Below are 22,408 nucleotides of genomic sequence, written 5' to 3'. Positions count from 1 at the left end.
ACAAACAATTTAAGGGAGATGACAGTTTTGAAAAAAACATTAGATAGACAAGCCGTGGACACGATTCGTTCGTTATCCATTGATATGATTGAGAAAGCAAACTCAGGACACCCAGGAATGCCAATGGGAGCAGCTCCAATGGCGTATATGCTATTTGCGAAACATTTAGTATTCAACCCAGCCAACCCAGAATGGTTTAACCGCGATCGCTTTGTTTTATCAGCAGGACACGGGTCCGCGCTACTTTATAGCATGCTTCATTTATTTGGTTATGATGTAAAAATGGAAGACTTAAAACAGTTCCGTCAATTAGATAGTTTGACACCAGGACACCCTGAATTTGGATGGACTGCAGGAGTTGATGCAACGAGTGGCCCGCTTGGACAAGGGATTGGTATGGCGGCTGGAATGGCGCTTGCGGAGTCTCATTTAGCGGCGGAGTATAACCAACCAAATTATCCAATTGTCGACCATTATACGTATGCGATTTGTGGTGACGGGGACTTGATGGAGGGCGTGGCATCAGAAACAGCCTCGCTTGCAGGACATTTAGGACTTGGGAAATTAATCGTATTGTACGATTCCAATGATATTTGTTTAGATGGAGATTTAAGCGCAACATTCAGTGAAAATGCAGCAGATCGTTTCCGTGCATACGGCTGGCAAGTTTTACGTGTAGAAGATGGCAACAATTTAGCGGCAATTCAAGAAAAAATTGTTCAAGCAAAATTAGAAACATCGAAACCAACGCTAATCGAAGTGAAAACAGTCATCGGTTACGGCGCGCCAACAAAAGCAGGCAGCTCCGCAAGTCACGGTGCTCCGCTCGGTGAAAAAGAAGCAATTGGAGCAAAAGAGCATTACGAATGGGCAGAAGAACCTTTCACAGTACCAGCTGAAGTTCGTGATTACTTAAGAAATTACAAAGCTCGCGGGGAAAAACTAGAGGGTGCTTGGAACACAATGCTCGCTAATTACAAAAAAGAATTCCCAGAACTTGCAAGTCAATTAGACCGCGTGTTAGCGGGAGAAGTAGCTGCCGATTGGAACGCCAATTTGCCAACTTTTGAAGCAGGCACAAATGTTGCAACACGCTCTGCATCTGGAAAAATGATTAACGCAATTGCAGCCGAATTACCGGAACTTTTCGGGGGATCTGCTGACTTAGGTTGCTCGAACAAAACATTTATTGATGCGAGCCCAGCATACAGCATTCAAGACCCAGCTGGTAAAAATATCTGGTTCGGTGTGCGCGAATTTGCGATGGGAGCAATGTTAAACGGAATGGCGCTTCATAGCGGTTTACGAGTATTTGGCTCCACCTTCTTCGTCTTCTCAGACTATGTGCGTCCAGCAATGCGGATGGCTGCTTTAATGCAACTCCCAGTAACCTATGTATTCACGCATGACAGTATCGCTGTAGGTGAAGACGGCCCGACACATGAACCAATCGAACAACTAGCCTCGCTTCGTGCTATGCCAGGCCTAACAGTTATCCGCCCAGCCGATGCCAAAGAAACCCGCGCTGCTTGGGAAATTGCTGCAACTAACACCAATGGTCCAATCGCACTTGTATTATCACGCCAAGACTTACCAGTACTTGAAAATGCACAAGAAGAAGTGGATGCAGGTGTAGATAAAGGTGCTTATATCGTAGCACCAGCAAATAGTTCCAAACCAGACGCTATCATTATCGCAACAGGATCAGAAGTGTCCCTTGCAATTGAAGCGAAAGCGGAACTTGCGAAAAAAGATATCGACGTTTCCGTTGTTAGTTTATCCAGCTGGGAACGCTTTGAAAAAACAACCGATGCTTATAAAGAAAGCATTTTACCAAAAGAAGTCACAGCGAGATTTGCGATTGAAGCAGGAGCAACATTCGGTTGGAAAGAATTTATTGGGTCAGAAGGCGATATGTTAGGAATCGATCACTTCGGCGCATCTGCCCCTGCAAAAGATTTGTTTAACGCTTATGGATTTACACCAGAAAATGTGGCGGATCGCGTCGAAGCTGTGATTGCGAAAGCCGGTGTGCGCGTATGACATTCGTAGCGCCATCTTTACTCGCAGCTGATTATATGAACATGGCAAACTCCATTAAAGAAGCAGAAGATGCCGGAGCTGACTACCTTCATATCGATGTCATGGATGGACATTTTGTGCCGAATCTAACGTTTGGAATTGATATGGTTGAGCAAATTAAGAAAACAGCAACTATTCCACTGGATGTCCACTTAATGCTCTCGAACCCAGAAAACTATATTGAAAAATTTGCAGCAGCAGGTGCACACATTATTTCCGTGCACATCGAAGCCGCACCGCACATCCACCGCGTCATCCAACAAATTAAAGCAGCGGGCTGTAAAGCTGGAGTTGTGCTCAATCCAGGAACTCCGGCGAGCGTGCTGGATGCCGTTTTAGCCGATGTAGATTTAGTTTTACAAATGACCGTAAATCCAGGGTTTGGTGGACAAGCTTTCATTAATTCTACCATCAAAAATATGCGCTATCTGGATAATTGGCGCCGAGAAAATAACGGCAGCTATGTGATCGAAGTCGACGGTGGCGTAAATGCCGAAACCGCAGAAAAATGCAAACAAGCGGGCGTAGACGTCCTCGTTGCCGGATCGTACTTCTTTGGAGCAACAGATAAAGTAGCTTGCATTCAAGGCTTAAAAAAATAAAATACGAAAAAACTAGGTTGCCCAAAAAAAGCGCCTAGTTTTTTTATATTATATAGTAGATATTTTTTTAATTGATACATCCCGCGCACTAGCTTATACTTAAATTAATACGACAACGAAAAGGAAGAGATACATGACACAACTAACATTTCGAAACGGTACAGAACAAGACACGACGTTAATTCTTCGTTTTATTACCGAACTTGCAATTCATGAAGGCATTGAAAAAGATGTAGTAGCAACAGAACCTGGCTTACACAAAGCCCTTTTTCAAGAAAAATCAGCCGAAGTAATTATTGCTGAATATGAAGGGAAGCCAGTTGGTTTCGCACTCTTTTTCCATAATTTTTCCACATTACTTGGCAAAAAAGGCTTGTACTTAGAAGACCTTTACATCATTCCAGAAATGCGCGGAAAGGGCTTTGGAACACAATTTTTCAGCTATTTATCCAAACTAGCTTTAGAGCGTGATTGCGGCAGATTTGAATGGTGGTGCCTAAATGAAAACAAATCAGGCATGGATTTTTACGAAAAAATTGGCGCAGAAAAAATGTCAGAATGGACCGTACATAGGCTCACTAAAGCCGAAATGGAAAAACTAAGCAACCTATGAAAGGATGGGATTTAAATGAAATGGGATAAACTATTAAATGATAAACGCCGCCGCGAATCCGGTGTCACTCGTTCGAAAAATACCGATGTACGTAGCGCTTTTGAAAATGACTTTCAGCGTATCGTTATGAGTGCTTCATTTCGCCGCTTACAAGATAAAACCCAAGTATTCCCACTAGAAAAAAGCGATTTTGTGCGTACACGACTAACCCATTCAATGGAAGTAAGTACGATCGCAAAATCAATGGGAAACATGGTTACACACACGATTCAAGAAGAAAACTTAGACAAAGATTTTACAAAAGATCATGCGGATAAAATTCCGGAAATCCTTGCTTGTGCAGGACTTTTACATGATATGGGCAATCCGCCGTTCGGTCACTTTGGTGAAGAAAGTATCCGTGAGTGGTTCCGCGACAATTTAGCAACCATCACTTACAAAAATAAAAGCCTAGCTGAAATCCTAACACCGCAAATGAAAGAAGATTTTTATTACTTTGAAGGTAACGCGCAAGTGCTTCGTGTAGTTTCCAAACTGCATTATCTTTTCGACCAATACGGCTTAAACCTAACATTTGCCACTTTAAATGCGGTCATCAAATACCCAGTTTCTTCCTTAAAAGTAAATAAAAAACAAATCAAAAGCAAAAAACTAGGCTATTTTTACGCTGATGAATCACTTTTTAATGAAATAACAACAGCAACAGAAGCGCTTGATAACCGTCATCCGCTCACTTATTTACTAGAAGTGGCAGACGACATCGCGTACCTAAATGCCGATCTAGAAGACGGCGTGAAAAAAGGCATCGTCAACATCACGCAAATCTTAAAAGGTTTTGAAGAAGTAGAAGAGCATAATAAAGTAACTGCCGCGTGCTACAACGAACTCAAGAAAAAAAGCGAGCGCTACGAAGGGCAAGAAGAAAGTTTCATCGTACAACAATGGCTCGCATCGAACGTTCGCGGCCAATTAATCAATCGATCACTCGAAGTATTTTACGAGAACTACGACGCCATCATGGCAGGCACATTCAACGACTCACTTATTGATGCTTCAAGCGCCGAACAACTCGTACAAATTTTACAAAGCCTATCATTCACGTACATTTACCAAGATAAAGGCATTGTTGAATCCGAAATCGCCGGCAACGAAATCATCTCCAAATTGCTCGAAACGTTCATCCCAGCTGTCATCTACTACGACAGCGAAACCCCAGAACGCCAAACAGCCAAAGACAAACGCCTACTAACCTTGATTTCCGACAACTACCTAGGCTGTTACCGCAAAAACGCAGAAGGCGAAAGCGAAACAATGAAACTGTACTTGCGATTACTTCTCGTAACAGACTTCATTTGCGGCATGACCGACAGCTACGCGAAAGATTTATATCAACGTTTGAATGGTCTTAGCTAATTAACTAAATTTCAAGTAACACCTTGACATCTAAACCTCAAGGTGTTACTATATTCAAGGTGCCTCTACTATAAACAGAGGCCTGAAAATAAAACAGCGTTGTAGGTCGAACTTACAGCCATTTTATTTTACCGAAAAAATGAACCACCTGGATGTGTGGAACTACTAAACAAGGAAGGAGGAATTTATCCCATGCCTACAATTAACCAATTAGTACGCAAACCTCGTCAATCTAAAATTAAAAAATCTACATCACCTGCTTTGAACAAGGGCCTAAACAGTTTTAAAAGAGAACTAACAGACGTTAACTCTCCGCAAAAACGTGGCGTATGTACTCGTGTTGGTACCATGACTCCTAAAAAACCTAACTCGGCGCTTCGTAAATATGCCCGTGTACGTTTGAGTAATGGTATTGAAGTAACAGCTTACATTCCTGGTATTGGTCACAACTTACAAGAACATAGTGTTGTTCTTATTCGTGGTGGACGTGTAAAAGATTTACCAGGGGTACGTTATCATATCGTTCGTGGAGCGCTTGATACAGCTGGTGTTGAAAATAGAGGACAAAGCCGTTCTAAATACGGTACGAAAAAACCTAAAAAATAATACTTATAAAATATGAAAGGAGGATATCCGATGCCTCGTAAAGGTCCTGTTGCTAAACGTGACGTGTTACCAGATCCGATTTATAATTCGAAACTAGTAACTCGTTTAATTAATAAAATGATGGTTGACGGAAAACGTGGAAAGTCTCAAGCTATCCTATATTCCGCATTCGATATCATTGCACAAGAAACTGGTAAAGATCCGATGGAAGTATTTGAACAAGCTATGAAGAACATTATGCCTCTTCTTGAAGTTAAAGCTCGCCGTGTAGGTGGTGCTAACTATCAAGTACCTATCGAAGTACGTGCTGACCGTCGTTCTACTCTTGGTCTTCGTTGGTTAGTAAATTATGCTCGCCTTCGTGGAGAGAAAACAATGGAAGTACGTGTTGCTCGCGAAATCATGGATGCTGCCAATAATACTGGTGCTTCTGTTAAGAAACGCGAAGATACACACAAAATGGCTGATGCTAACAGAGCGTTCGCTCACTATCGTTGGTAAAAAAATCACTGACAAATTCCAGGCGTATTGCCTGAAAAATTGTTTTATGGAAGGAGAAATACAACATGGCTAGAGAGTTCTCCTTAGAAAAGACTCGTAATATTGGTATCATGGCCCACATTGATGCGGGTAAAACTACCACTACTGAACGTATCCTTTTCTATACAGGGCGTATTCACAAAATTGGTGAAACCCATGAAGGTGCTTCTCAAATGGACTGGATGGAGCAAGAGCAAGAACGTGGTATTACTATCACTTCTGCTGCGACAACAGCTCAATGGAAAGGCTACCGAGTAAACATTATCGATACACCAGGACACGTAGACTTCACAGTTGAAGTTGAACGTTCGCTTCGTGTACTTGATGGTGCTGTTGCGGTTCTAGATGCACAATCTGGTGTAGAACCACAAACAGAAACAGTTTGGCGTCAAGCTACTACTTACGGGGTTCCTCGTGTAGTATTCGTCAACAAAATGGACAAAATCGGCGCAGACTTCCTATATTCTGTAGGTACTTTGCATGAACGTTTGGCTGCCAACGCGCACCCAATCCAACTCCCAATCGGGGCCGAAGATACATTTGAAGGTATCATTGACTTAATCGAAATGAACGCGTTGTATTACGAAGATGATTTAGGAAATGACCCTCATATTAAAGAAATTCCAGCTGATCTGAAAGACTTAGCAGACGAATACCGCGGTAAATTAGTGGAAGCAGTTGCTGAACTTGACGAAGAGTTAATGATGAAATACCTAGAAGGCGAAGAAATTACAAAAGAAGAACTTAAAGCTGGTATCCGTAAAGGAACACTTAACGTTGAGTTCTATCCTGTAGTTTGTGGTACAGCATTCAAAAACAAAGGTGTTCAACCAATGTTAGATGCAGTACTTGATTACCTTCCAGCACCAACAGATGTTCCAGCTATTAACGGCGTATTGCCTGATGGAGAAGAAGCTGCTCGTCACGCTGATGATTCAGAACCATTCTCTTCCCTAGCATTCAAAGTTATGACTGACCCTTATGTTGGACGCTTAACTTTCTTCCGTGTTTATTCCGGTACTTTGAATTCCGGTTCATATGTACAAAACTCGACTAAAGGTAAACGTGAACGTGTTGGACGTATCCTTCAAATGCACGCTAATCACCGTGAAGAGATTTCGATCGTATACGCTGGTGACATCGCTGCTGCCGTAGGACTTAAAGATACAACTACTGGGGACACTTTATGTGATGAAAAAGAACAAATTATCTTAGAATCCATGGAATTCCCAGAACCAGTTATCCAAGTCGCTATCGAACCTAAATCGAAAGCTGACCAAGATAAAATGGGGCAAGCTCTTGCGAAACTAGCGGAAGAAGATCCAACTTTCCGTGCTGAAACTGACCAAGAAACTGGCCAAACTCTTATCTCCGGTATGGGTGAACTTCACCTTGACATCCTTGTTGACCGTATGAGACGTGAATTCCGCGTTGAAGCTAACGTTGGTGATCCACAAGTTTCTTATCGTGAAACATTCCGTAAATCTGCTCAAGTTGAAGGTAAATTCGTACGTCAATCCGGTGGACGTGGACAATATGGTCACGTTTGGATTGAATTCGGACCAAACGAAGAAGGTAAAGGATTTGAATTTGAAAATGCAATCGTTGGTGGGGTTGTTCCACGTGAATACATCCCAGCTGTACAAGCAGGTCTTGAAGGCGCACTAGATAATGGTGTACTTGCAGGCTACCCACTGATTGACATCAAAGCAAAACTTTACGACGGATCTTACCATGACGTCGATTCCAATGAAATGGCCTTCAAAGTGGCTGCTTCAATGGCATTACGTAATGCTGCTAAGAAATGTGATCCTGTAATCCTTGAGCCTATGATGGCTGTAGAGGTTGTTATCCCAGAAGAATACCTTGGTGATATCATGGGTAACATTACTTCCCGTCGTGGTCGTGTAGATGGTATGGAAGCTCGCGGTAACGCTCAAGTTGTTCGCGCATTTGTACCACTTGCAAACATGTTTGGTTATGCAACTCACCTTCGTTCAGGTACGCAAGGTCGTGGTGTATACACTATGCAATTTGACCACTATGAAGAAGTTCCTAAATCTATTGCTGAAGAAATCATTAAAGCTAATGGTGGAAACAACAAAGAAGATTAATTGATTTTTTTCGCAACATCAAGTATAACTTTAGTTAGAAGTATTACTTAGTTTAAATTTAAGCTAAGTAAAAAATAATTATTGAATTATCGAGGAGGATATTTTAAAATGGCAAAAGAAAAATTTGACCGCTCTAAACCCCATGTTAACATTGGTACTATTGGACACGTTGACCATGGTAAAACTACTTTAACAGCTGCAATTACAACTGTACTTGCTAAAAAAGGCTTTGCTGATGCACAAGCTTATGATCAAATTGATGGTGCTCCAGAAGAAAGAGAACGTGGAATCACAATCTCTACTGCTCACGTTGAGTACCAAACTGACAACCGTCACTATGCACACGTTGACTGCCCAGGACATGCCGATTACGTTAAAAACATGATCACTGGTGCTGCACAAATGGACGGAGCTATCTTAGTAGTATCTGCTGCTGATGGCCCAATGCCACAAACTCGTGAACATATCTTACTTTCACGTCAAGTTGGTGTTCCATACATCGTTGTATTCATGAACAAATGTGACATGGTTGACGATGAAGAATTACTAGAATTAGTTGAAATGGAAATTCGTGATCTATTAACTGAATATGAATTCCCTGGCGATGACATTCCTGTAATCAAAGGTTCAGCTCTTAAAGCACTTCAAGGTGAAGCTGACTGGGAAGCTAAAATTGACGAGTTAATGGAAGCTGTAGATTCTTACATTCCAACTCCAGAACGTGATACTGACAAACCATTCATGATGCCAGTTGAGGATGTATTCTCAATCACTGGTCGTGGAACAGTTGCAACTGGACGTGTTGAACGTGGACAAGTTAAAGTTGGTGACGAAGTAGAAGTTATCGGTATTGAAGAAGAAAGCAAAAAAGTAGTAGTAACTGGAGTAGAAATGTTCCGTAAATTACTAGACTACGCTGAAGCTGGCGACAACATTGGCGCACTTCTACGTGGTGTTGCTCGTGAAGATATCCAACGTGGTCAAGTATTAGCTAAACCAGGTTCGATTACTCCACACACTAACTTCAAAGCTGAAACTTATGTTTTAACTAAAGAAGAAGGTGGACGTCACACTCCTTTCTTCAACAACTACCGCCCACAATTCTATTTCCGTACTACTGACGTAACTGGTATTGTTACACTTCCAGAAGGTACTGAAATGGTAATGCCTGGTGATAACATTGAGCTTGCAGTTGAACTAATTGCACCAATCGCTATCGAAGACGGTACTAAATTCTCTATCCGTGAAGGCGGACGTACAGTAGGCGCTGGCGTTGTTTCTAACATCAGCAAATAATATCTGATACGATTCAAACCGACAAAGTCATTTGGCTTTGTCGGTTTTTTTGTGCCTGAAATAAAAATTAACTTGAAAAATATCACATTTTCGCATAACCTTAAAGTAGACATATCTTTTTACCTTCTAGACCGAAATCAAGGAGGTAGGCCAAGTGGTACAATTTGATGCTCGAAATATGGCGTTGCTCGAATCGCTCGTTGTAGCGAATGTATATCTTGCACCCGAGAAATTACAAGAAGAATTAGGAATTTCCAAACGAACACTTCAATATGATGTGGAAAAAATTAATAAAGAATTAGACAATATAGGACTTGATGGTATTCAATCGGTTCGTGGACAAGGGTATTATTTATTAGAAGAAGAAAAACCAACAATTAAAGAAATCCTTGAAAATAGGGAAGCGAGCCACAAAGTCTTTTCAGCTAGTGAACGTCGCATCCGTATTTTATTTTTTCTGCTCGTAACAGATGCGCGAGTAATTATCGATACGATTAATGAATGCAATGAAGTCAGTCGTAATACAAGTTTGCAGGACATTAAACAATTAAAATTAGCGCTAAAACAGTTTAATTTAGAACTTGTGTATGATCGTAAAAATGGCAATATGGTTCTCGGTGATGAGCGCAGTATTCGCCAATTTTTTATTCACTATTGTATGAATAACGAAGAAATCGCAACCGCAGACCAGTTGCTCGATTTAATGAAAATTAATCCGATGATAAAAAATCAGGAGTTATTTCCCAAATTAGATACGATTTTCGAAATTTTAGCTGTAACGGAGAAGAAAATCGGAATTCGTTATACCGACGAGGTCCTCGAGCGCATTGGTATTATGATTTTCTTCTTTAAGGAACGAATGAAGCGTAATTGCTATTTAAATGAACAGGAAGAGCATGAAGTAGAATCTTTTGAGATTGCGCAGGAAATTTATCAGCAATTGCAGCAAAGTGAGAATTTTAAAATGAATCATGCAGAAATCACTTATTTAGGTAAACTTTTGCTTGGGGCGAGTCGTTTGAATGATGATGCGGCTGCTGAAGGAAAACTAGATCTCATCGTTGAAAAAATTATCGCCGAATTTGAGCGCCTTGCTTGCGTGAATTTTGAAGACCATCGCAATTTAAAAAAAGATTTATTGCTCCATTTGCAACCAGCCTACTACCGGCTTAAATTCCAAATTGAGTGGATTAACCCGCTAAGGACAGACATTAAACAAAGCTACAGTGATGTGTACGAGATTACGAAAAAATCACTCGAACCGCTAGAAGATTTACTTGGTGAAACAATTCCAGAGGATGAAATAGCATACGTAACAATCTTGTTCGGTGGATATCTTTCACGCAAAAATAATACTTTAGTTGAACGAAAAAAACTCTTAATCGTTTGCTCCAAAGGTGTCGGGACGTCGCGGATGATTGAACGGCAATTATCGCAATTGCTCGGGGAACGAGTAGAGATATTAGAACCAATTTCCATCCGTGAATTTGAAAAGGGTTTATACGCGCCAGACTTTATTGTGTCGACTTTGCCGATTATGGAACCGAAAGCACCAGTTTTCATTGTGAGTCCGATTTTGACTGAGGCGCAGAAACAACAACTGATGAAGGCGATTGCCCCGCACATTTTACAAAAAGACTCGGATGCGCGCATGTTGTCTTCTGTGCTTGATGTGGTGGATCAATATGCCAAAGTGGAGGACCGCGAAAAATTGGCGGCCAAGCTGAAGTCGGTATTGTTCCAAGTGCAATCAGACAGCCAACTAGAAAAATCTCCAACACTCGAAGAACTTTTACCGAAAGAACGAATTACTTTTAAAGAAAGTGTGGCGGACTGGCGTGAAGCTATCCTAGTTGCCTCGAAATCGCTGCAACAAGAAGGCTACATCTCGAGAAATTATCAGCATGCGATGATTGAAAATATTGAGAAACTCGGACCATACATCGTTATTGCGCCAGGGATTGCGCTTCCCCATGCGTCTGTGGATGACGGCGCATACCGAGTTGGAATGAGCTTACTGCGCTTAAATCAGCCAGTATCATTTTCAAGTAAAGCGAAAGATCAAGTGAAGTTAATTATTGTGCTCGCTTCCATTGACTCCTACACACATATTAATGCGCTGAGCCAACTCACTAATTTAATCATGAAACATCACTTGCTAGAGCAGATTGAACAAGCGACATCAGCAGCGGAAATTGCCGCAATGTTAACCATACAATAAGCAAGAAAGCCAGTGGGGCACCAAGATGCCGCGCTGGCTTTTTTGTATGCTCGCTAACAACAAAATGTAACAGTCTATTTTTTGCACTTTCGAAAAGAAAGGAATTGGGCTTTTTTAAACAGTTGCGCTACAGCTATAATAAGAGTGTAAGTTATTGATAGCGCTATCAATTAGTTAGAAGGGATGAAGAGATATGTCTTTTTTGGATAAAGAGCTTGTGAATCTGCATGGATCAGCTAAGAATGCTGACGAAGCTATCGAGCAAGCAGGAGAATTATTAGTTAATGCAGGTTATGTGAGCGAGCAGTACGTAGAAAAAATGGTGGAATCTTATCATGAAAATGGTGCGTACTTTGTCATTGCACCTCAAATAGCCATTCCGCACGCAAGACCAACGGACGGTGTGGAAAACTCTGCAGTATCACTAGTCGTATTAAAAGAAGGCGTGAATTTCGGACACGCCGCGAATGATCCCGTACGATTAGTATTCGGACTTGCAGCAACTTCAAGTGAGGCACATTTGAAAGTCATTCAAAAAATCGTCTCCTTGCTTAGTAACAGCGATAACATTGAAAAAATGATTCATTCAGAAGATTACCAAGCAATTGGAGAATTAGTGGAGGGATAACGATGAAAATTTTAGCAGTGTGTGGACTTGGGCAAGGAACAAGCCTAATTTTACGAATGAATGTAGAGACAGTTTTACGCGATATGGGAGTAGATGCAGACGTGGAGCACATTGATGTATCAGCTGCGCGCTCGATGAATGTGGATATTATTGTAACGAGCCAAGAGTTAGCAGAAACACTTGGAACAGATACAAGCGCCAAAGTAGTCATCGTCAACAACTATTTTGACAACGCAGAAATTAAAACGGCATTATCTGAAGCAATAAATAGTTAAATAAGACAAAAAAAGGTGGGAAAAAAATGGAGATTATTACGTGGATTGCCAATAACTTTTTTGGAACCCCAGCCATACTTTTAGGTTTTATCGTACTTCTCGGGTTACTTTTACAGAAGAAAAATTTAAGCCAAGTGATTAGCGGAACGTTCAAAGCCATTATTGGATTCTTAATTATTAACGCTGGTGCGGCTGTTATTACTGGTTCTCTTGGGATTTTTGAACCAATGTGGAAAGAAGTATTCGGGCTTGAAACACCGCCACTTGCAGGGTTTTTAGGACAAGAAGCCTTTAATGCAAAATTTGGTAGTGCGGTAACGCTTGCGATGACTCTTGGATTTTTAGTCAACGTATTATTAGCAAGATTTACACCATTTAAGTACATTTATTTAACTGGTCATATGATGTTCTGGACAACGACTATTTTTGCAGGAATTACTGTGCAAGCTGTCGGCGGAGATATTCCGTTCTGGGGACTTGTACTCTTCTTAGCAGTAATTATGGGTCTTTACTGGACATTACAACCAGCGATTACACAACCATTCTTACGTAAAATTACTGGAAATGATAACGTCGCGTTAGGACATACTTCATCCAGTGTAGCAATTCTATCCGCTTTACTAGGAAAAGTGTTTGGGAATAAGAAAAATGATGCAGAACATATTAATTTACCGAAAAAATTAGAGTTCCTACGTGACTCTAACGTTATTACCGCTCTTACAATGGGGATTCTGTTCGTAGTTGGTGCAGTGATTCTGATGGTGAAGAAAACACCGGGAGCAGAAAAATTAATCGCAGAAGCTGGAAATCAAAGCTTTATCGTATACTCCATCGTTCAGTCCTTTACGTTTGCGGCTGGTATCGCCATCGTTCTTGTAGGTGTGCGGATGTTTATCGGTGAAATCGTACCGGCCTTCAATGGTATTGCAACAAAACTTGTACCGGGTGCGAAACCTGCACTGGATGCGCCAATCGTTTATCCATATGCACCAAACTCCGTAATTATCGGTTTCGTGGGTGCGTTCATTGGAGCGATTATCTGGTTAGTAGTACTTGGAAATACAGTTGGCTACGTGTTTGTGCCAACAATGATTGTTCTCTTCTTCCACGGGGCAGTTGCTGGTGTATTCGGTAACTCAACTGGTGGGGTGAGAGGCGCCTTGATAGGTGGATTCTTAACGGCTACGGTTGTTGCTTGGGGACAATATATTATGGTTACCTTCTTTATCAATACGACTGTTCCAGATACAGCAATGTGGGCAGCCGACTCAGATATGTTTATCCTCGGACCAATTGTCAGCATGTTAGCGAAGTTATTCTTTTAAGTAAAATCTAAACCTCTTCCTTGTCTAGCATTCAAGAGGAAGAGGTTTTTTGAAAGGAAGTTTTAAAAAATGAGTTTTATTCGTACTTTTTATGGAGATATTGCCCCGGATCAGTTGGGCTTCACTTATTCACACGAGCACATCGTTTGTGTACCGGCTTACTGGCAAGAGCGAGATGCCGATGATTTACTTTTGGATGATAAAGAAAAATCGCAGCTTGATGTACAAGATTTCGCGGATTTAGGAGGCAAAACAATTGTCGATGCAACCGCGGTTGATTACGGCAGACGCGTGCTCGATGTGGCGCAAATTTCCAAAGAAACAGGCATCCAAATCGTTGGAACAGCTGGCTTTAACAAAAGTTTCTTATGGGACGGGAAAATTAAACCAGAACTGAAGCCAATCATTGGGGATTTTGAAACCTATTATGAATGGATTGAAAATACTTCTATAGAAAAACTAACGGAATTCGTTGTAAATGAAGTAGAAAATGGGCTTGAAGGAACGCCGTATAAGGCCGGTCAGGTGAAATTTGGTACTGGCTACAATATGATTACACCTCTAGAAGAAAAGACGATACGCGCGGTTGCTAGAGCACATCACGAGACAAAAGCACCAATTCATTCTCACACAGAAGCGGGAACGATGGCTTTAGAGCAAATTGAGATTTTAAAACAAGAAAATATCCCGTTAGAATATCTATCTATTGGGCATATGGATCGCAACCTAGACCCGTATTATCACAAGCAAGTTGCCAAAACAGGCGCATTCATGTCATTCGATGGCATCGCAAAAATCAAATACGCACCAGAAAGCGCTCGGATTGCAGCGATTCTATACCTAGTTTCGGAAGGCTTTGAAGATCAGATTTTAGTTAGTGGTGATACAGCGCGCAAAACATATTATAAACATTACGGTCACGGACCAGGACTTGAGTACATCGCCAAAAAATGGGTGCCACGCTTTATTGATGAAGCAAACGAAAAAGGCTTTGACGGAGAAAAATTAGTCAAAAAATTCTTCGTTGATAACCCAGCAAGATGTTTTACATTTAAAAAATAGGAGGCGAAATCTGTGTTATATGCAGATGAAAATTCATTTGATATTGGCGCAAAAATCACGAAAACGAAACCAGTCATTTTGCCAATAGGAGCGGTTGAAGCGCACGGGCCGCATTTGCCACTAGGGACAGACAATATTTTAGCGTCAGAATATTCTGCTAAAATAGCGACGGAAACAGACGGATTCGTACTTCCGGTATTACCATACGGCCAAGTATGGAGCCTGCAAGATTTCCCGGGAAGCTTAACATTATCTAATGAAACAGTTACAAAAGTAGTCGTAGAAATTGGGGAAAGCCTTTATAAACAAGGATTTCGGCTATTTGTCCCAGTGAGTGGACACCTTGGCAACATGGCGGCACTCAAAGATGCTGCGCGCGAACTATATGCAAAATATCCTGATATGGTTATCTTGCACATTTTTTACCCAAATATCCAAAAATTAGCAATGGACGTGCGCGAAGGAAAAGCTAACCATCATACGTACATCCATGCTTGTGAAATCGAAACATCTCTCATGCTCTACTTGTCCCCAGAAAATGCAGATATGAGCCGCGCTATAGATGATCCGCCAATTTTACCAATCGATGCGGATTTCACACCAACCCCATGGCAAAACTTCACGAAGACAGCAGTGCTGGGAGAAGCAACTTTAGCAACAGCAGAAAAAGGCGAATACTTGATTGAAAAGACGTTAAAAACATGTGTGGAGTTGATAAAACTTGAACAAGAAAAAATTCGAAAATCTACCGAAATGGAATAATTTTGCGCTATTTAATTTTTTAGCAAAAGATAAAGAAAATAGTCTGGAAGTCATGGAAGCAGCTCGCGGTTTTGCCGTTCCGGGAATCGTTGCAACGAACTATGAAACAGCAGAAGAAGCCGCAAATGTGGTGAAAGAATTACAAACAACAGCCCCAGTCATCAGTGTTGGCCTTGGTGGCGGTGGAGACTGGCAAAACTGGCGTGATGTGCTTCATATTGCTCGCCTTGCCCCAAACAGTCATATTAACCAACCAATCGAAACCGCGGGATTAACAAATGACTTACTTCCAGAAACATACACTAATGCACTCGTTCGACCAACCGGGAAAATCGGCATCGTCAAACTATCTTCCGGAGACGAAATTACCGCTGAAGAAGCTGTCGATTATTGTCTATCCGCCAACATCCCGTCCATCAAATTTATGAGCATTGAGGGCACAAAATATTTAGATGAACTAGTTTATTTAACAAAAATTGCAGCAAATAAAGGTATTTATGGCATTGAGCCGGCAGGAGGGATTGGCGCTGAAAACATCCTTGAAATAACAACCGCCATCAAGTCTACTGGAATTCCCTTTTATATGCCGCATATTTTTGGAAAAACAATTGATAAAACCACAGGTCGGACAAAACCAGAAGAAATCGCGAAAATTTTTGCAGCTTTGGAGGGGAATTAAATGATTAATAATTACATCGATATTACGGTTCGTTTATTAGAAAATATTCTCGATAATGAAGCTGATTATGTAAAAGAAGCAGGAGCGAAGGTAGCCGAGTCCATCGAAAACGATGGAGTAATCCATTTATTTGGTTGCGGTCACTCGCATATTTTAACAGAAGAAGTATTTTACCGCGCAGGTGGGCTTGCGGCGATTCATCCGATTTTGCATGAACCACTTATGCTTCACGAAGGAGCTGCGGCGTCATCTGTGCTGGAACGGAAAAATGATTATGCGAAAACATTTATGGCAGAGGAGGATATCCGTCCAGGGGATATCATGATTGTGTTATCAACATCTGGGCGAAACCCCGTACCAATTGATGTTGCTGAAATTGCCCGCGAAAAAGGTGCATTTGTCATCGTCATTACTTCGCTCCAATACTCCGCTAGCCAAAAATCTCGCCACACATCCGGAAAACGTTTATCTGATACAGGGGACATTGTAATTGATAACGGTGCTGTCAAAGGTGATGCCGTCCTAAAATCGGCAAATTTCGATATTGCATTTGCCCCAACATCGACGGTAACGGGCGCAGTCATCTTGCAATCTATTTTTGCAGAAGCAATTGAAAAAATGGTAAACGACAACTTCACACCGCCAGTATTTATTAGTGGAAATGTCGAAAATGCCGATGCACATAACCAAGCACTTGTTGATAAATATAATGAGCGAATTCCATTGCTTGGAATGAATTTATAAAAATAGCGTCCCTAGGGTTTTTGTTTCCCTAGGGTTTTTTTAGTATAATGAAGTTATTAAGGTTAATGGAGGAATAATATGCTTACAACAAGAAAAGCATTATATTATTTAGACAAAGGAAAAACAAAAGAGGCGATTCGTTTACTTGAAACTTGTTGGAAACAAGAAGTGACAACCGAAAATAAAAGAGATATCTTTACAGCAACGGTATTACTTAGCGATGTGCTCTACCAAAGTGGCGAACGTTTTCCCGAAATCTATCAACAGCTCATGTCGATTTTAGAAGAGATGCAAGATCTGGAAGCAGTCGAGTTCGAACGTGAAAAAGCTAAGCAAATTTTCGCTGAGTTAGATGAATATTTTAGTGAGGTCGGGACATTTTTCCAAGGGTATAGTCTAGCAGAGCTTTGGCTAGAGTTTGATTACGAAAATGACTATAAAGATGTATACCCTACGCCGCAAAGGGTGGCTGCAATCGAAGCAGAACTAGGCTATAAGTTACCTAAATCTTATATCTACTTAATGCGCCATACCCAAAATGGAGGTATAGTATCAACCGGTTCTGTTCCTACGACAGAGCCAAGTTCATGGTCGGAGAATTGTGTAGCTATTACTGGGATTATGGGAATAGGAAACCAAGGGATATCTGCATTGAATGGTATGCACAACACAAATTTTTGGATAGAAGAGTGGGGTTATCCCGATGTTGGTTTAGCTATTGCCGATTGCCCGTCAGCCGGACATGATATGGTTTTCTTGGATTACCGAAATTGCGGAAAAACAGGCGAGCCGGCAGTCGTTCATATTGATCAAGAGGCTGATTATAAAATAATGAAGCTAGCTGATAATTTTGAAGCGTTTATTTTGAGTTTGTACAGAGAGGAATATTAATTCAAAAAACAAGAAGGAGTGTGGCCGATGGATTCAGCATATGTATTTGATAGCGAACAAGCAACGAAATTATTGATGAAGAACTATGAGTTAGTGAAAACGAGTGGTGTTAGTTTTATTGATAAACGAATTCGCTTTCTGATTGCTCGTCTTTTTGCGGGAAATAATGAAGTGGTTAATCCGGAGAAATTTAGTGAAATAAATAAAGAAATTAAGCGACAATTAGGCATATTCACTGCGCTAAACGGAAATGTTCGCGCATCTCTTGTAGGATTACTTATGGCAAACAATAATGCCAGCCGAGAGAGCGTTCAGCAAGTAATTGCTAACTATAACACGTTAATCCAAGCAGGATTCCAGCGCACAGAATATACTTACTTTGCGGCATATTTATTACTAGAATCAGATAATCCAACAAAGACAGCCCAAAAAGCAAAAACGATCCACCAACTTTTCAAAAAAGATCATCCATTTTTGACTAAAAGTGAAGATGTAACAACGGCTGTTTTCTTAGCAAATCTTCCTGAAGAAAATACCACGAAATTGGCTGAAATAACAGAGTACTATTTTCAAGAGTTCGCCGCGAAAGGTTTCCGCAAAAATGACAGCTTACAATTTTTAGCAACAACAGGAACGCTTTTGTACGGTGAAAAAGATAGTAAATTCATTCGAAGAGTAGATAATATTGTAGAAGAACTACGCCAAAAAGGGATAAAAGTAAAACCGCTACATTACTCGAGTATTGGAATTTTAGCTTTTGTCATGGATGGGCGAAAAATCGATTCAGGGTTAGTGAACTTAATTGATGAATTACAGCAACAACCAGGCTTGCGCTTCGGACGAGAATTCGTTACAGCTCTAGCAATAAGCCTATATACGGAAAAACAATCAGGTCAAATGAGTAAGGAACAATTAGAAGGTTTAATGGTCAATGTGCATATTTTAATTGCGATGGAACAAGCTGCAGCAGTCAGTGCAGCAGCGGCAGCGAGTGCAGCCGCCGCATCTAGTTAATACAAAAAACTGGTAAGCCGCAAAAGGCTACCAGTTTTTTGCTATTTAAGGACTAACATAATAGTCATTACTTTTCTTAGGTGGATTAGACGAACTTAAAACGTAATCTTTCAAAAATGAATTCGGTGCGGAATCCCATAAAGCCATACCATCAGATTTTGGAGGGGCAGTTCCAGCGAAGAAATACATGTTATTTAATCCCATCGTATCTGCCATTTTTTCCTTATCTGCTTGGTTGTATTTATCATAAGATTCATCGGTCATTAAATCCATCATTGCTTTATCATAGCCACTATTATAAAAAGTTTCGTAATCAAATTGATCAAAATTAAGCAAGTTTTCATCCGTAGAGCCTTGCGCTTTTGCCCAAGCTTCCATATCTAACTTTTGCGATTGATACGTGAAGTTTTTGTTTTTGGCACTATAAGTAATATTGCCATATTTATGCGGGAAAACGGAAAGTGCATTGGTTACGATATCGGTGATTTCTTTGCCATCTGTGCTTTTCGCAGAGCGGATATTTTGCGTATGGATGTGACCACTTAGAGAAAAATCCATAGCGCCTTCCGTAAGAGCATCAATCACTTGTTGATTATAATTAATAGTATAACCTTTTTGGATGACATCATTATGATCAGTTAAATTATGATGCAAAACAGGGATAAGCTTAGCGCCATTTTTCTTAGCAAGCGCACTGCTTTCTTTTATCCAATCTAATGTTCCGGCTGTTAGTCCGCCTTCCGTTGTGGGATTTCCTTGCTGCATATTTGTTTTATAAATAGCCGTATCTAACATTAGTAGCCATACTTTGGAAGAAGGAGCTGCTAAATAGCTCAGCGAAAACTCATCAGTTGAAATAGCATCTTCATATCCAAAATCACTATAAATTTTACTAAAATCAGTTGGTGATATAGTGTCGGTTGGTAACTGCTTATCTTTTTCAAATTTGCGAGCCCAAGGATTGTTAATGTCATGATTACCCGGAACAACAAAAACCTGCGTCCCAGTTTTCTCTACTTGAGTAAGTTTTTTGGCTAACTCCTCATGACTTGTTTTTTCACCGTTGTTCGTAAGGTCGCCGCTAATAATAAGAACGTCTGTCTTTTTGGACTCAACATCCGCTAAAAAAGCATCGGTTATTTCATCGCTATAAGCTAACTGTTTCCCATCACCCGCAGCCACATATTTTTCAAAAGCTTTTCCATTGTCGGTTAGTGATGGCGCAAAGTAATGAACATCCGTCGTTACGACCATCGATAAATTACGGTCTTTCTCAATTGGCGCAGTAATTTTCTCCGTTTTACCACTTGCAGAACCACAAGCGACGAGAGAAAAAGATAAGAGTATCGGTGTAACTATTTTAAAAAATCGAATCACGTTAATCACGCTTTCATGTTTGTATTTTCACAATGAGTTCCAAAATTTAGAACAAAACTCAAAATGTAAGGAGCAATGTTCTAAACGGTTTAGATATCTCGATCTAAAATATTTTTCGTCAAGCGGTACATATCATCACGATACGTGCCAGCTGGTAGTTTTTTGATTTCGCGAAGCGCTTTATTCGTATATTTGTTGGCAAGTTTGAATGCCTGTTCGACACCTTTATACTTAGAAATAAGTGCTAAAACTTGTTCGGAAGCTTCATCCGTCATATCTAGTTTTTGAGAAAGAAGTGGCTCGAATTCAGCCAAGTGACCTTTCATTGCATAAATAAGTGGCAGAGAATAAATACCTTGTTTCATATCATTTAAAACGGGTTTGCCAAGGCCTTCATCCGTACTTGTGTAATCCAGTACGTCGTCAATAATTTGGAAAGCCATGCCAAGGTAATGCCCGATATTATAACATTTTGCAACTGTCATGCGTGTTGCTTTACTACCTGTTGCACCGGAGTAACAACTAAGTGCAAATAATTGTGCTGTTTTACCAGAAATACGCGTCAAATATTCACGAACAGTTACATTCATTTTGTAGCTCGTACGCATTTGGTCTAGTTCGCCCATTAAGATTTTTTCGATATTTTTACTATTAAATTCAATGTTCTCCACGGAAGAAGCATGTGCGGATAGAATTTTGAAACAGATGCAGAATAAATAATCGCCTGTATAAACAGCATAATTACGACCATATTTAGAATGAATTGTCGGGATCCCGCGGCGTAATGGAGAATCATCAACGACATCATCATGAATCAACGTCGCCATATGAAGTACTTCAAGTGCAGCAGCAATCGAAACAGCGCGGTCTTTATCATAATCAGGACCAGCTTGCGCAGAAAGAAGCGCAAAAGCAGGGCGCAGTAATTTTCCACCAGCGTGAATCAAATCTTTTACGTTTTGTTCTACGTGTTTATCGCGAATTTGAATATTTTTTTCAATCGTTTGTAAGACTTCTTGTAAATCTTTGGAAAGTGCAGGATACTCATCCCACATAGCATGAAGTTGCATATTGAACTCCTTTTTCTAAAGTTATTTTTGTGCTGCTTGACTTTGTTTAGCATCAGCGAACATCCGCAAAGTTTGGACGTTTTTCAGTAGGTAATTTGCTGCAATCCCAACCGCAATCCCAGAAAGAATGCCGATGAAAGATAATACTGGCAAATAAAGCATAACGGACCAAGTGCCAGCAATCCAACTTGCAATCACGAGCTGTCCAACGTTATGTAAAATCCCACCGGTAACACTAACGCCAATGATGCTCACGCGTTTCGGCCCAAGTTGTTGTACGAGCCACATCCCAAGAAAACTCAAGATAGCTCCCGCCGCACTATACATAAAGGTCGAAATAGTCCCACCAAGCAAAGTGGATAAAACTAATCGAATGCAGATTATCATAAATGTATCTTTTGCCGATAACGTATAAAGCGATATACACGTAATAATATTAGCAAGACCAAGTTTCGCCCCAGGAGCAAACGCAAATGGAAACGGAATAGCCCGCTCGAGTAAACTAATGACAACCGCTTGAGCAGCCAGAAGTGCTATATATACTAATCGTCTGTTTTTTGTCATAGAAACACTTTCCTATCTATTAGAGGATAAGGTCAGGAAGAGATAATCGGATCATCTGAATCGCCTGAACTCCCGTCACTCGCTTTTACTTCAATTACTAACTTATGTGGAAGACAAACGACCGTATCGCCTTGTTTATCAATTGCCCCAGTCCGAACACATACTTGATCGTTACAGTTCGCTTTACTAATTCGGATTTCTTCCCCTGAAACCTCAATCGTGTTAGTATGTCCATCTGGTTGTTTCACATCAAAGCTTTCCGTTCCTTTATGTCCAGTGAGCGTAACAGTTTTATATTCTTTACTATCCACAGAAATAACCGCGACAAGCTCTTTTTTTCCATTAGCAGGAGCCGGTTCATTCGCTTTTACATATGAAAAAATAGCAATCGGCAAAAAGGAGAGTATACAAAGAGATAAAATAATAATAATATCCCAACGCTTCACCATAGAAAGATACTTCTTCACCGTATTGCCTCCTTTCAAAATGTCATGTACAAATCCTATTTTAAAGGATAATGCCTAAATATA

22 protein-coding genes are annotated in these 22,408 nt (G+C 40.6%); 18 read left to right on the top strand and 4 right to left on the bottom strand.

Translation table 11 applies throughout. The features are described 5' to 3' along the window. Window positions 1–27: 27 nt before the first annotated feature. The 18 genes from tkt to AB2Q86_RS14100 all read left to right on the top strand — a co-directional run bounded on the left by tkt (window position 28) and on the right by AB2Q86_RS14100 (window position 18,867). The gene (gene tkt / locus AB2Q86_RS14185) at window positions 28–2,043 is read left to right on the top strand and encodes a transketolase (protein ID WP_012582354.1); all 2,016 of its coding nucleotides are present in this window, start codon (window positions 28–30) and stop codon (window positions 2,041–2,043) included. Continuing rightward, window positions 2,040–2,684: a ribulose-phosphate 3-epimerase gene (gene rpe / locus AB2Q86_RS14180; RefSeq protein WP_012582355.1), complete on the top strand. Its 645-nt coding sequence runs from the start codon at window positions 2,040–2,042 to the stop codon at window positions 2,682–2,684. Before tkt ends, rpe begins: the two co-directional genes overlap by 4 nt. A 133-nt stretch (window positions 2,685–2,817) precedes the next feature. Then, window positions 2,818–3,297, top strand: a complete 480-nt coding sequence (locus tag AB2Q86_RS14175; protein WP_012582356.1) for a GNAT family N-acetyltransferase — start codon at window positions 2,818–2,820, stop codon at window positions 3,295–3,297. A 15-nt stretch (window positions 3,298–3,312) separates the two neighbouring features. Continuing rightward, a complete protein-coding gene (locus AB2Q86_RS14170; RefSeq protein ID WP_003727683.1) occupies window positions 3,313–4,710 on the top strand; it encodes a deoxyguanosinetriphosphate triphosphohydrolase in 1,398 nt (465 codons plus the stop codon). Window positions 4,711–4,902: 192 nt separating this feature from the next. After that, entirely contained in the window at window positions 4,903–5,316 is a 414-nt protein-coding gene (rpsL, locus tag AB2Q86_RS14165) for a 30S ribosomal protein S12 (protein ID WP_003720973.1), read from the top strand. Between the two features lie 30 nt (window positions 5,317–5,346). Further along, entirely contained in the window at window positions 5,347–5,817 is a 471-nt protein-coding gene (rpsG, locus tag AB2Q86_RS14160) for a 30S ribosomal protein S7 (protein WP_003722012.1), read from the top strand. Between the two features lie 65 nt (window positions 5,818–5,882). Continuing rightward, complete coding sequence (fusA, locus tag AB2Q86_RS14155; protein WP_003724965.1) at window positions 5,883–7,970, top strand: elongation factor G; 2,088 nt, start codon at window positions 5,883–5,885, stop codon at window positions 7,968–7,970. A gap of 108 nt (window positions 7,971–8,078) precedes the next feature. Continuing rightward, window positions 8,079–9,266, top strand: coding sequence for an elongation factor Tu (tuf, locus tag AB2Q86_RS14150; RefSeq protein ID WP_003739865.1), 1,188 nt, complete (start codon window positions 8,079–8,081; stop codon window positions 9,264–9,266). A 154-nt stretch (window positions 9,267–9,420) separates the two neighbouring features. Continuing rightward, window positions 9,421–11,487, top strand: coding sequence for a BglG family transcription antiterminator (locus tag AB2Q86_RS14145; RefSeq protein WP_012582357.1), 2,067 nt, complete (start codon window positions 9,421–9,423; stop codon window positions 11,485–11,487). Between the two features lie 193 nt (window positions 11,488–11,680). Continuing rightward, complete coding sequence (locus AB2Q86_RS14140) at window positions 11,681–12,115, top strand: PTS sugar transporter subunit IIA (protein ID WP_012582358.1); 435 nt, start codon at window positions 11,681–11,683, stop codon at window positions 12,113–12,115. Between the two features lie 2 nt (window positions 12,116–12,117). Further along, on the top strand, window positions 12,118–12,390 hold the full coding sequence (locus AB2Q86_RS14135; RefSeq protein WP_003726309.1) for a PTS sugar transporter subunit IIB: 273 nt from the start codon (window positions 12,118–12,120) through the stop codon (window positions 12,388–12,390). Between the two features lie 26 nt (window positions 12,391–12,416). Further along, window positions 12,417–13,715, top strand: coding sequence for a PTS ascorbate transporter subunit IIC (locus AB2Q86_RS14130; RefSeq protein WP_003726308.1), 1,299 nt, complete (start codon window positions 12,417–12,419; stop codon window positions 13,713–13,715). Between the two features lie 69 nt (window positions 13,716–13,784). Next, a complete protein-coding gene (locus AB2Q86_RS14125) occupies window positions 13,785–14,777 on the top strand; it encodes a phosphotriesterase (RefSeq protein ID WP_012582359.1) in 993 nt (330 codons plus the stop codon). Window positions 14,778–14,789: 12 nt separating this feature from the next. Then, window positions 14,790–15,539 carry a creatininase family protein gene (locus AB2Q86_RS14120; protein WP_012582360.1) on the top strand — a complete coding sequence of 250 codons (750 nt, stop codon included), beginning with the start codon at window positions 14,790–14,792 and terminating at the stop codon, window positions 15,537–15,539. Next, complete coding sequence (locus AB2Q86_RS14115; protein WP_012582361.1) at window positions 15,499–16,218, top strand: KDGP aldolase; 720 nt, start codon at window positions 15,499–15,501, stop codon at window positions 16,216–16,218. The genes AB2Q86_RS14120 and AB2Q86_RS14115 overlap by 41 nt, the downstream gene beginning before the upstream one ends. After that, window positions 16,219–16,962, top strand: a complete 744-nt coding sequence (locus AB2Q86_RS14110; protein ID WP_003728550.1) for an SIS domain-containing protein — start codon at window positions 16,219–16,221, stop codon at window positions 16,960–16,962. It begins immediately after the preceding gene. 78 nt (window positions 16,963–17,040) lie between these two features. Further along, window positions 17,041–17,853 carry an SMI1/KNR4 family protein gene (locus AB2Q86_RS14105; RefSeq protein ID WP_012582362.1) on the top strand — a complete coding sequence of 271 codons (813 nt, stop codon included), beginning with the start codon at window positions 17,041–17,043 and terminating at the stop codon, window positions 17,851–17,853. A gap of 27 nt (window positions 17,854–17,880) precedes the next feature. Continuing rightward, window positions 17,881–18,867, top strand: a complete 987-nt coding sequence (locus tag AB2Q86_RS14100) for a DUF4003 family protein (protein WP_003728548.1) — start codon at window positions 17,881–17,883, stop codon at window positions 18,865–18,867. A gap of 45 nt (window positions 18,868–18,912) precedes the next feature. Here AB2Q86_RS14100 and AB2Q86_RS14095 read toward each other — a convergent pair whose 3' ends face one another. The 4 genes from AB2Q86_RS14095 to eetA form a co-directional block, all read right to left on the bottom strand. Continuing rightward, the gene (locus AB2Q86_RS14095; RefSeq protein WP_003728547.1) at window positions 18,913–20,244 is read right to left on the bottom strand and encodes a cyclic nucleotide phosphodiesterase; all 1,332 of its coding nucleotides are present in this window, start codon (window positions 20,242–20,244) and stop codon (window positions 18,913–18,915) included. Between the two features lie 89 nt (window positions 20,245–20,333). Continuing rightward, window positions 20,334–21,314, bottom strand: coding sequence for a polyprenyl synthetase family protein (locus tag AB2Q86_RS14090; RefSeq protein WP_012582363.1), 981 nt, complete (start codon window positions 21,312–21,314; stop codon window positions 20,334–20,336). Window positions 21,315–21,335: 21 nt separating this feature from the next. After that, window positions 21,336–21,878 carry a flavinylation system FAD exporter subunit EetB gene (gene eetB / locus AB2Q86_RS14085; RefSeq protein WP_003723627.1) on the bottom strand — a complete coding sequence of 181 codons (543 nt, stop codon included), beginning with the start codon at window positions 21,876–21,878 and terminating at the stop codon, window positions 21,336–21,338. Window positions 21,879–21,910: 32 nt separating this feature from the next. Further along, window positions 21,911–22,345, bottom strand: a complete 435-nt coding sequence (gene eetA, locus AB2Q86_RS14080; protein WP_003727690.1) for a flavin-based extracellular electron transfer system protein EetA — start codon at window positions 22,343–22,345, stop codon at window positions 21,911–21,913. Window positions 22,346–22,408 lie beyond the last annotated feature (63 nt).

Origin of the sequence: Listeria monocytogenes (assembly GCF_041765605.1) — a bacterium.
GTDB classification, from domain to species: Bacteria; Bacillota; Bacilli; order Lactobacillales; family Listeriaceae; genus Listeria; species Listeria monocytogenes_D.
The sequence above is the reverse complement of the archived record's forward strand: the minus strand, read 5'-3'. Positions and strand labels throughout refer to the sequence as shown.

Coding starts and splice junctions, on each gene's coding strand:
- AB2Q86_RS14100 (WP_003728548.1), top strand. CDS start 17,881: ATGGATTCAGCATATGTATTTGATAGCGAACAAGCAACGAAATTATTG.
- AB2Q86_RS14130 (WP_003726308.1), top strand. CDS start 12,417: ATGGAGATTATTACGTGGATTGCCAATAACTTTTTTGGAACCCCAGCC.
- AB2Q86_RS14140 (WP_012582358.1), top strand. CDS start 11,681: ATGTCTTTTTTGGATAAAGAGCTTGTGAATCTGCATGGATCAGCTAAG.
- tuf (WP_003739865.1), top strand. CDS start 8,079: ATGGCAAAAGAAAAATTTGACCGCTCTAAACCCCATGTTAACATTGGT.
- AB2Q86_RS14090 (WP_012582363.1), bottom strand. CDS start 21,314: ATGCAACTTCATGCTATGTGGGATGAGTATCCTGCACTTTCCAAAGAT.
- rpsL (WP_003720973.1), top strand. CDS start 4,903: ATGCCTACAATTAACCAATTAGTACGCAAACCTCGTCAATCTAAAATT.
- AB2Q86_RS14110 (WP_003728550.1), top strand. CDS start 16,219: ATGATTAATAATTACATCGATATTACGGTTCGTTTATTAGAAAATATT.
- AB2Q86_RS14135 (WP_003726309.1), top strand. CDS start 12,118: ATGAAAATTTTAGCAGTGTGTGGACTTGGGCAAGGAACAAGCCTAATT.
- AB2Q86_RS14175 (WP_012582356.1), top strand. CDS start 2,818: ATGACACAACTAACATTTCGAAACGGTACAGAACAAGACACGACGTTA.
- AB2Q86_RS14105 (WP_012582362.1), top strand. CDS start 17,041: ATGCTTACAACAAGAAAAGCATTATATTATTTAGACAAAGGAAAAACA.
- rpe (WP_012582355.1), top strand. CDS start 2,040: ATGACATTCGTAGCGCCATCTTTACTCGCAGCTGATTATATGAACATG.
- eetB (WP_003723627.1), bottom strand. CDS start 21,878: ATGACAAAAAACAGACGATTAGTATATATAGCACTTCTGGCTGCTCAA.
- AB2Q86_RS14170 (WP_003727683.1), top strand. CDS start 3,313: ATGAAATGGGATAAACTATTAAATGATAAACGCCGCCGCGAATCCGGT.
- rpsG (WP_003722012.1), top strand. CDS start 5,347: ATGCCTCGTAAAGGTCCTGTTGCTAAACGTGACGTGTTACCAGATCCG.
- fusA (WP_003724965.1), top strand. CDS start 5,883: ATGGCTAGAGAGTTCTCCTTAGAAAAGACTCGTAATATTGGTATCATG.
- AB2Q86_RS14125 (WP_012582359.1), top strand. CDS start 13,785: ATGAGTTTTATTCGTACTTTTTATGGAGATATTGCCCCGGATCAGTTG.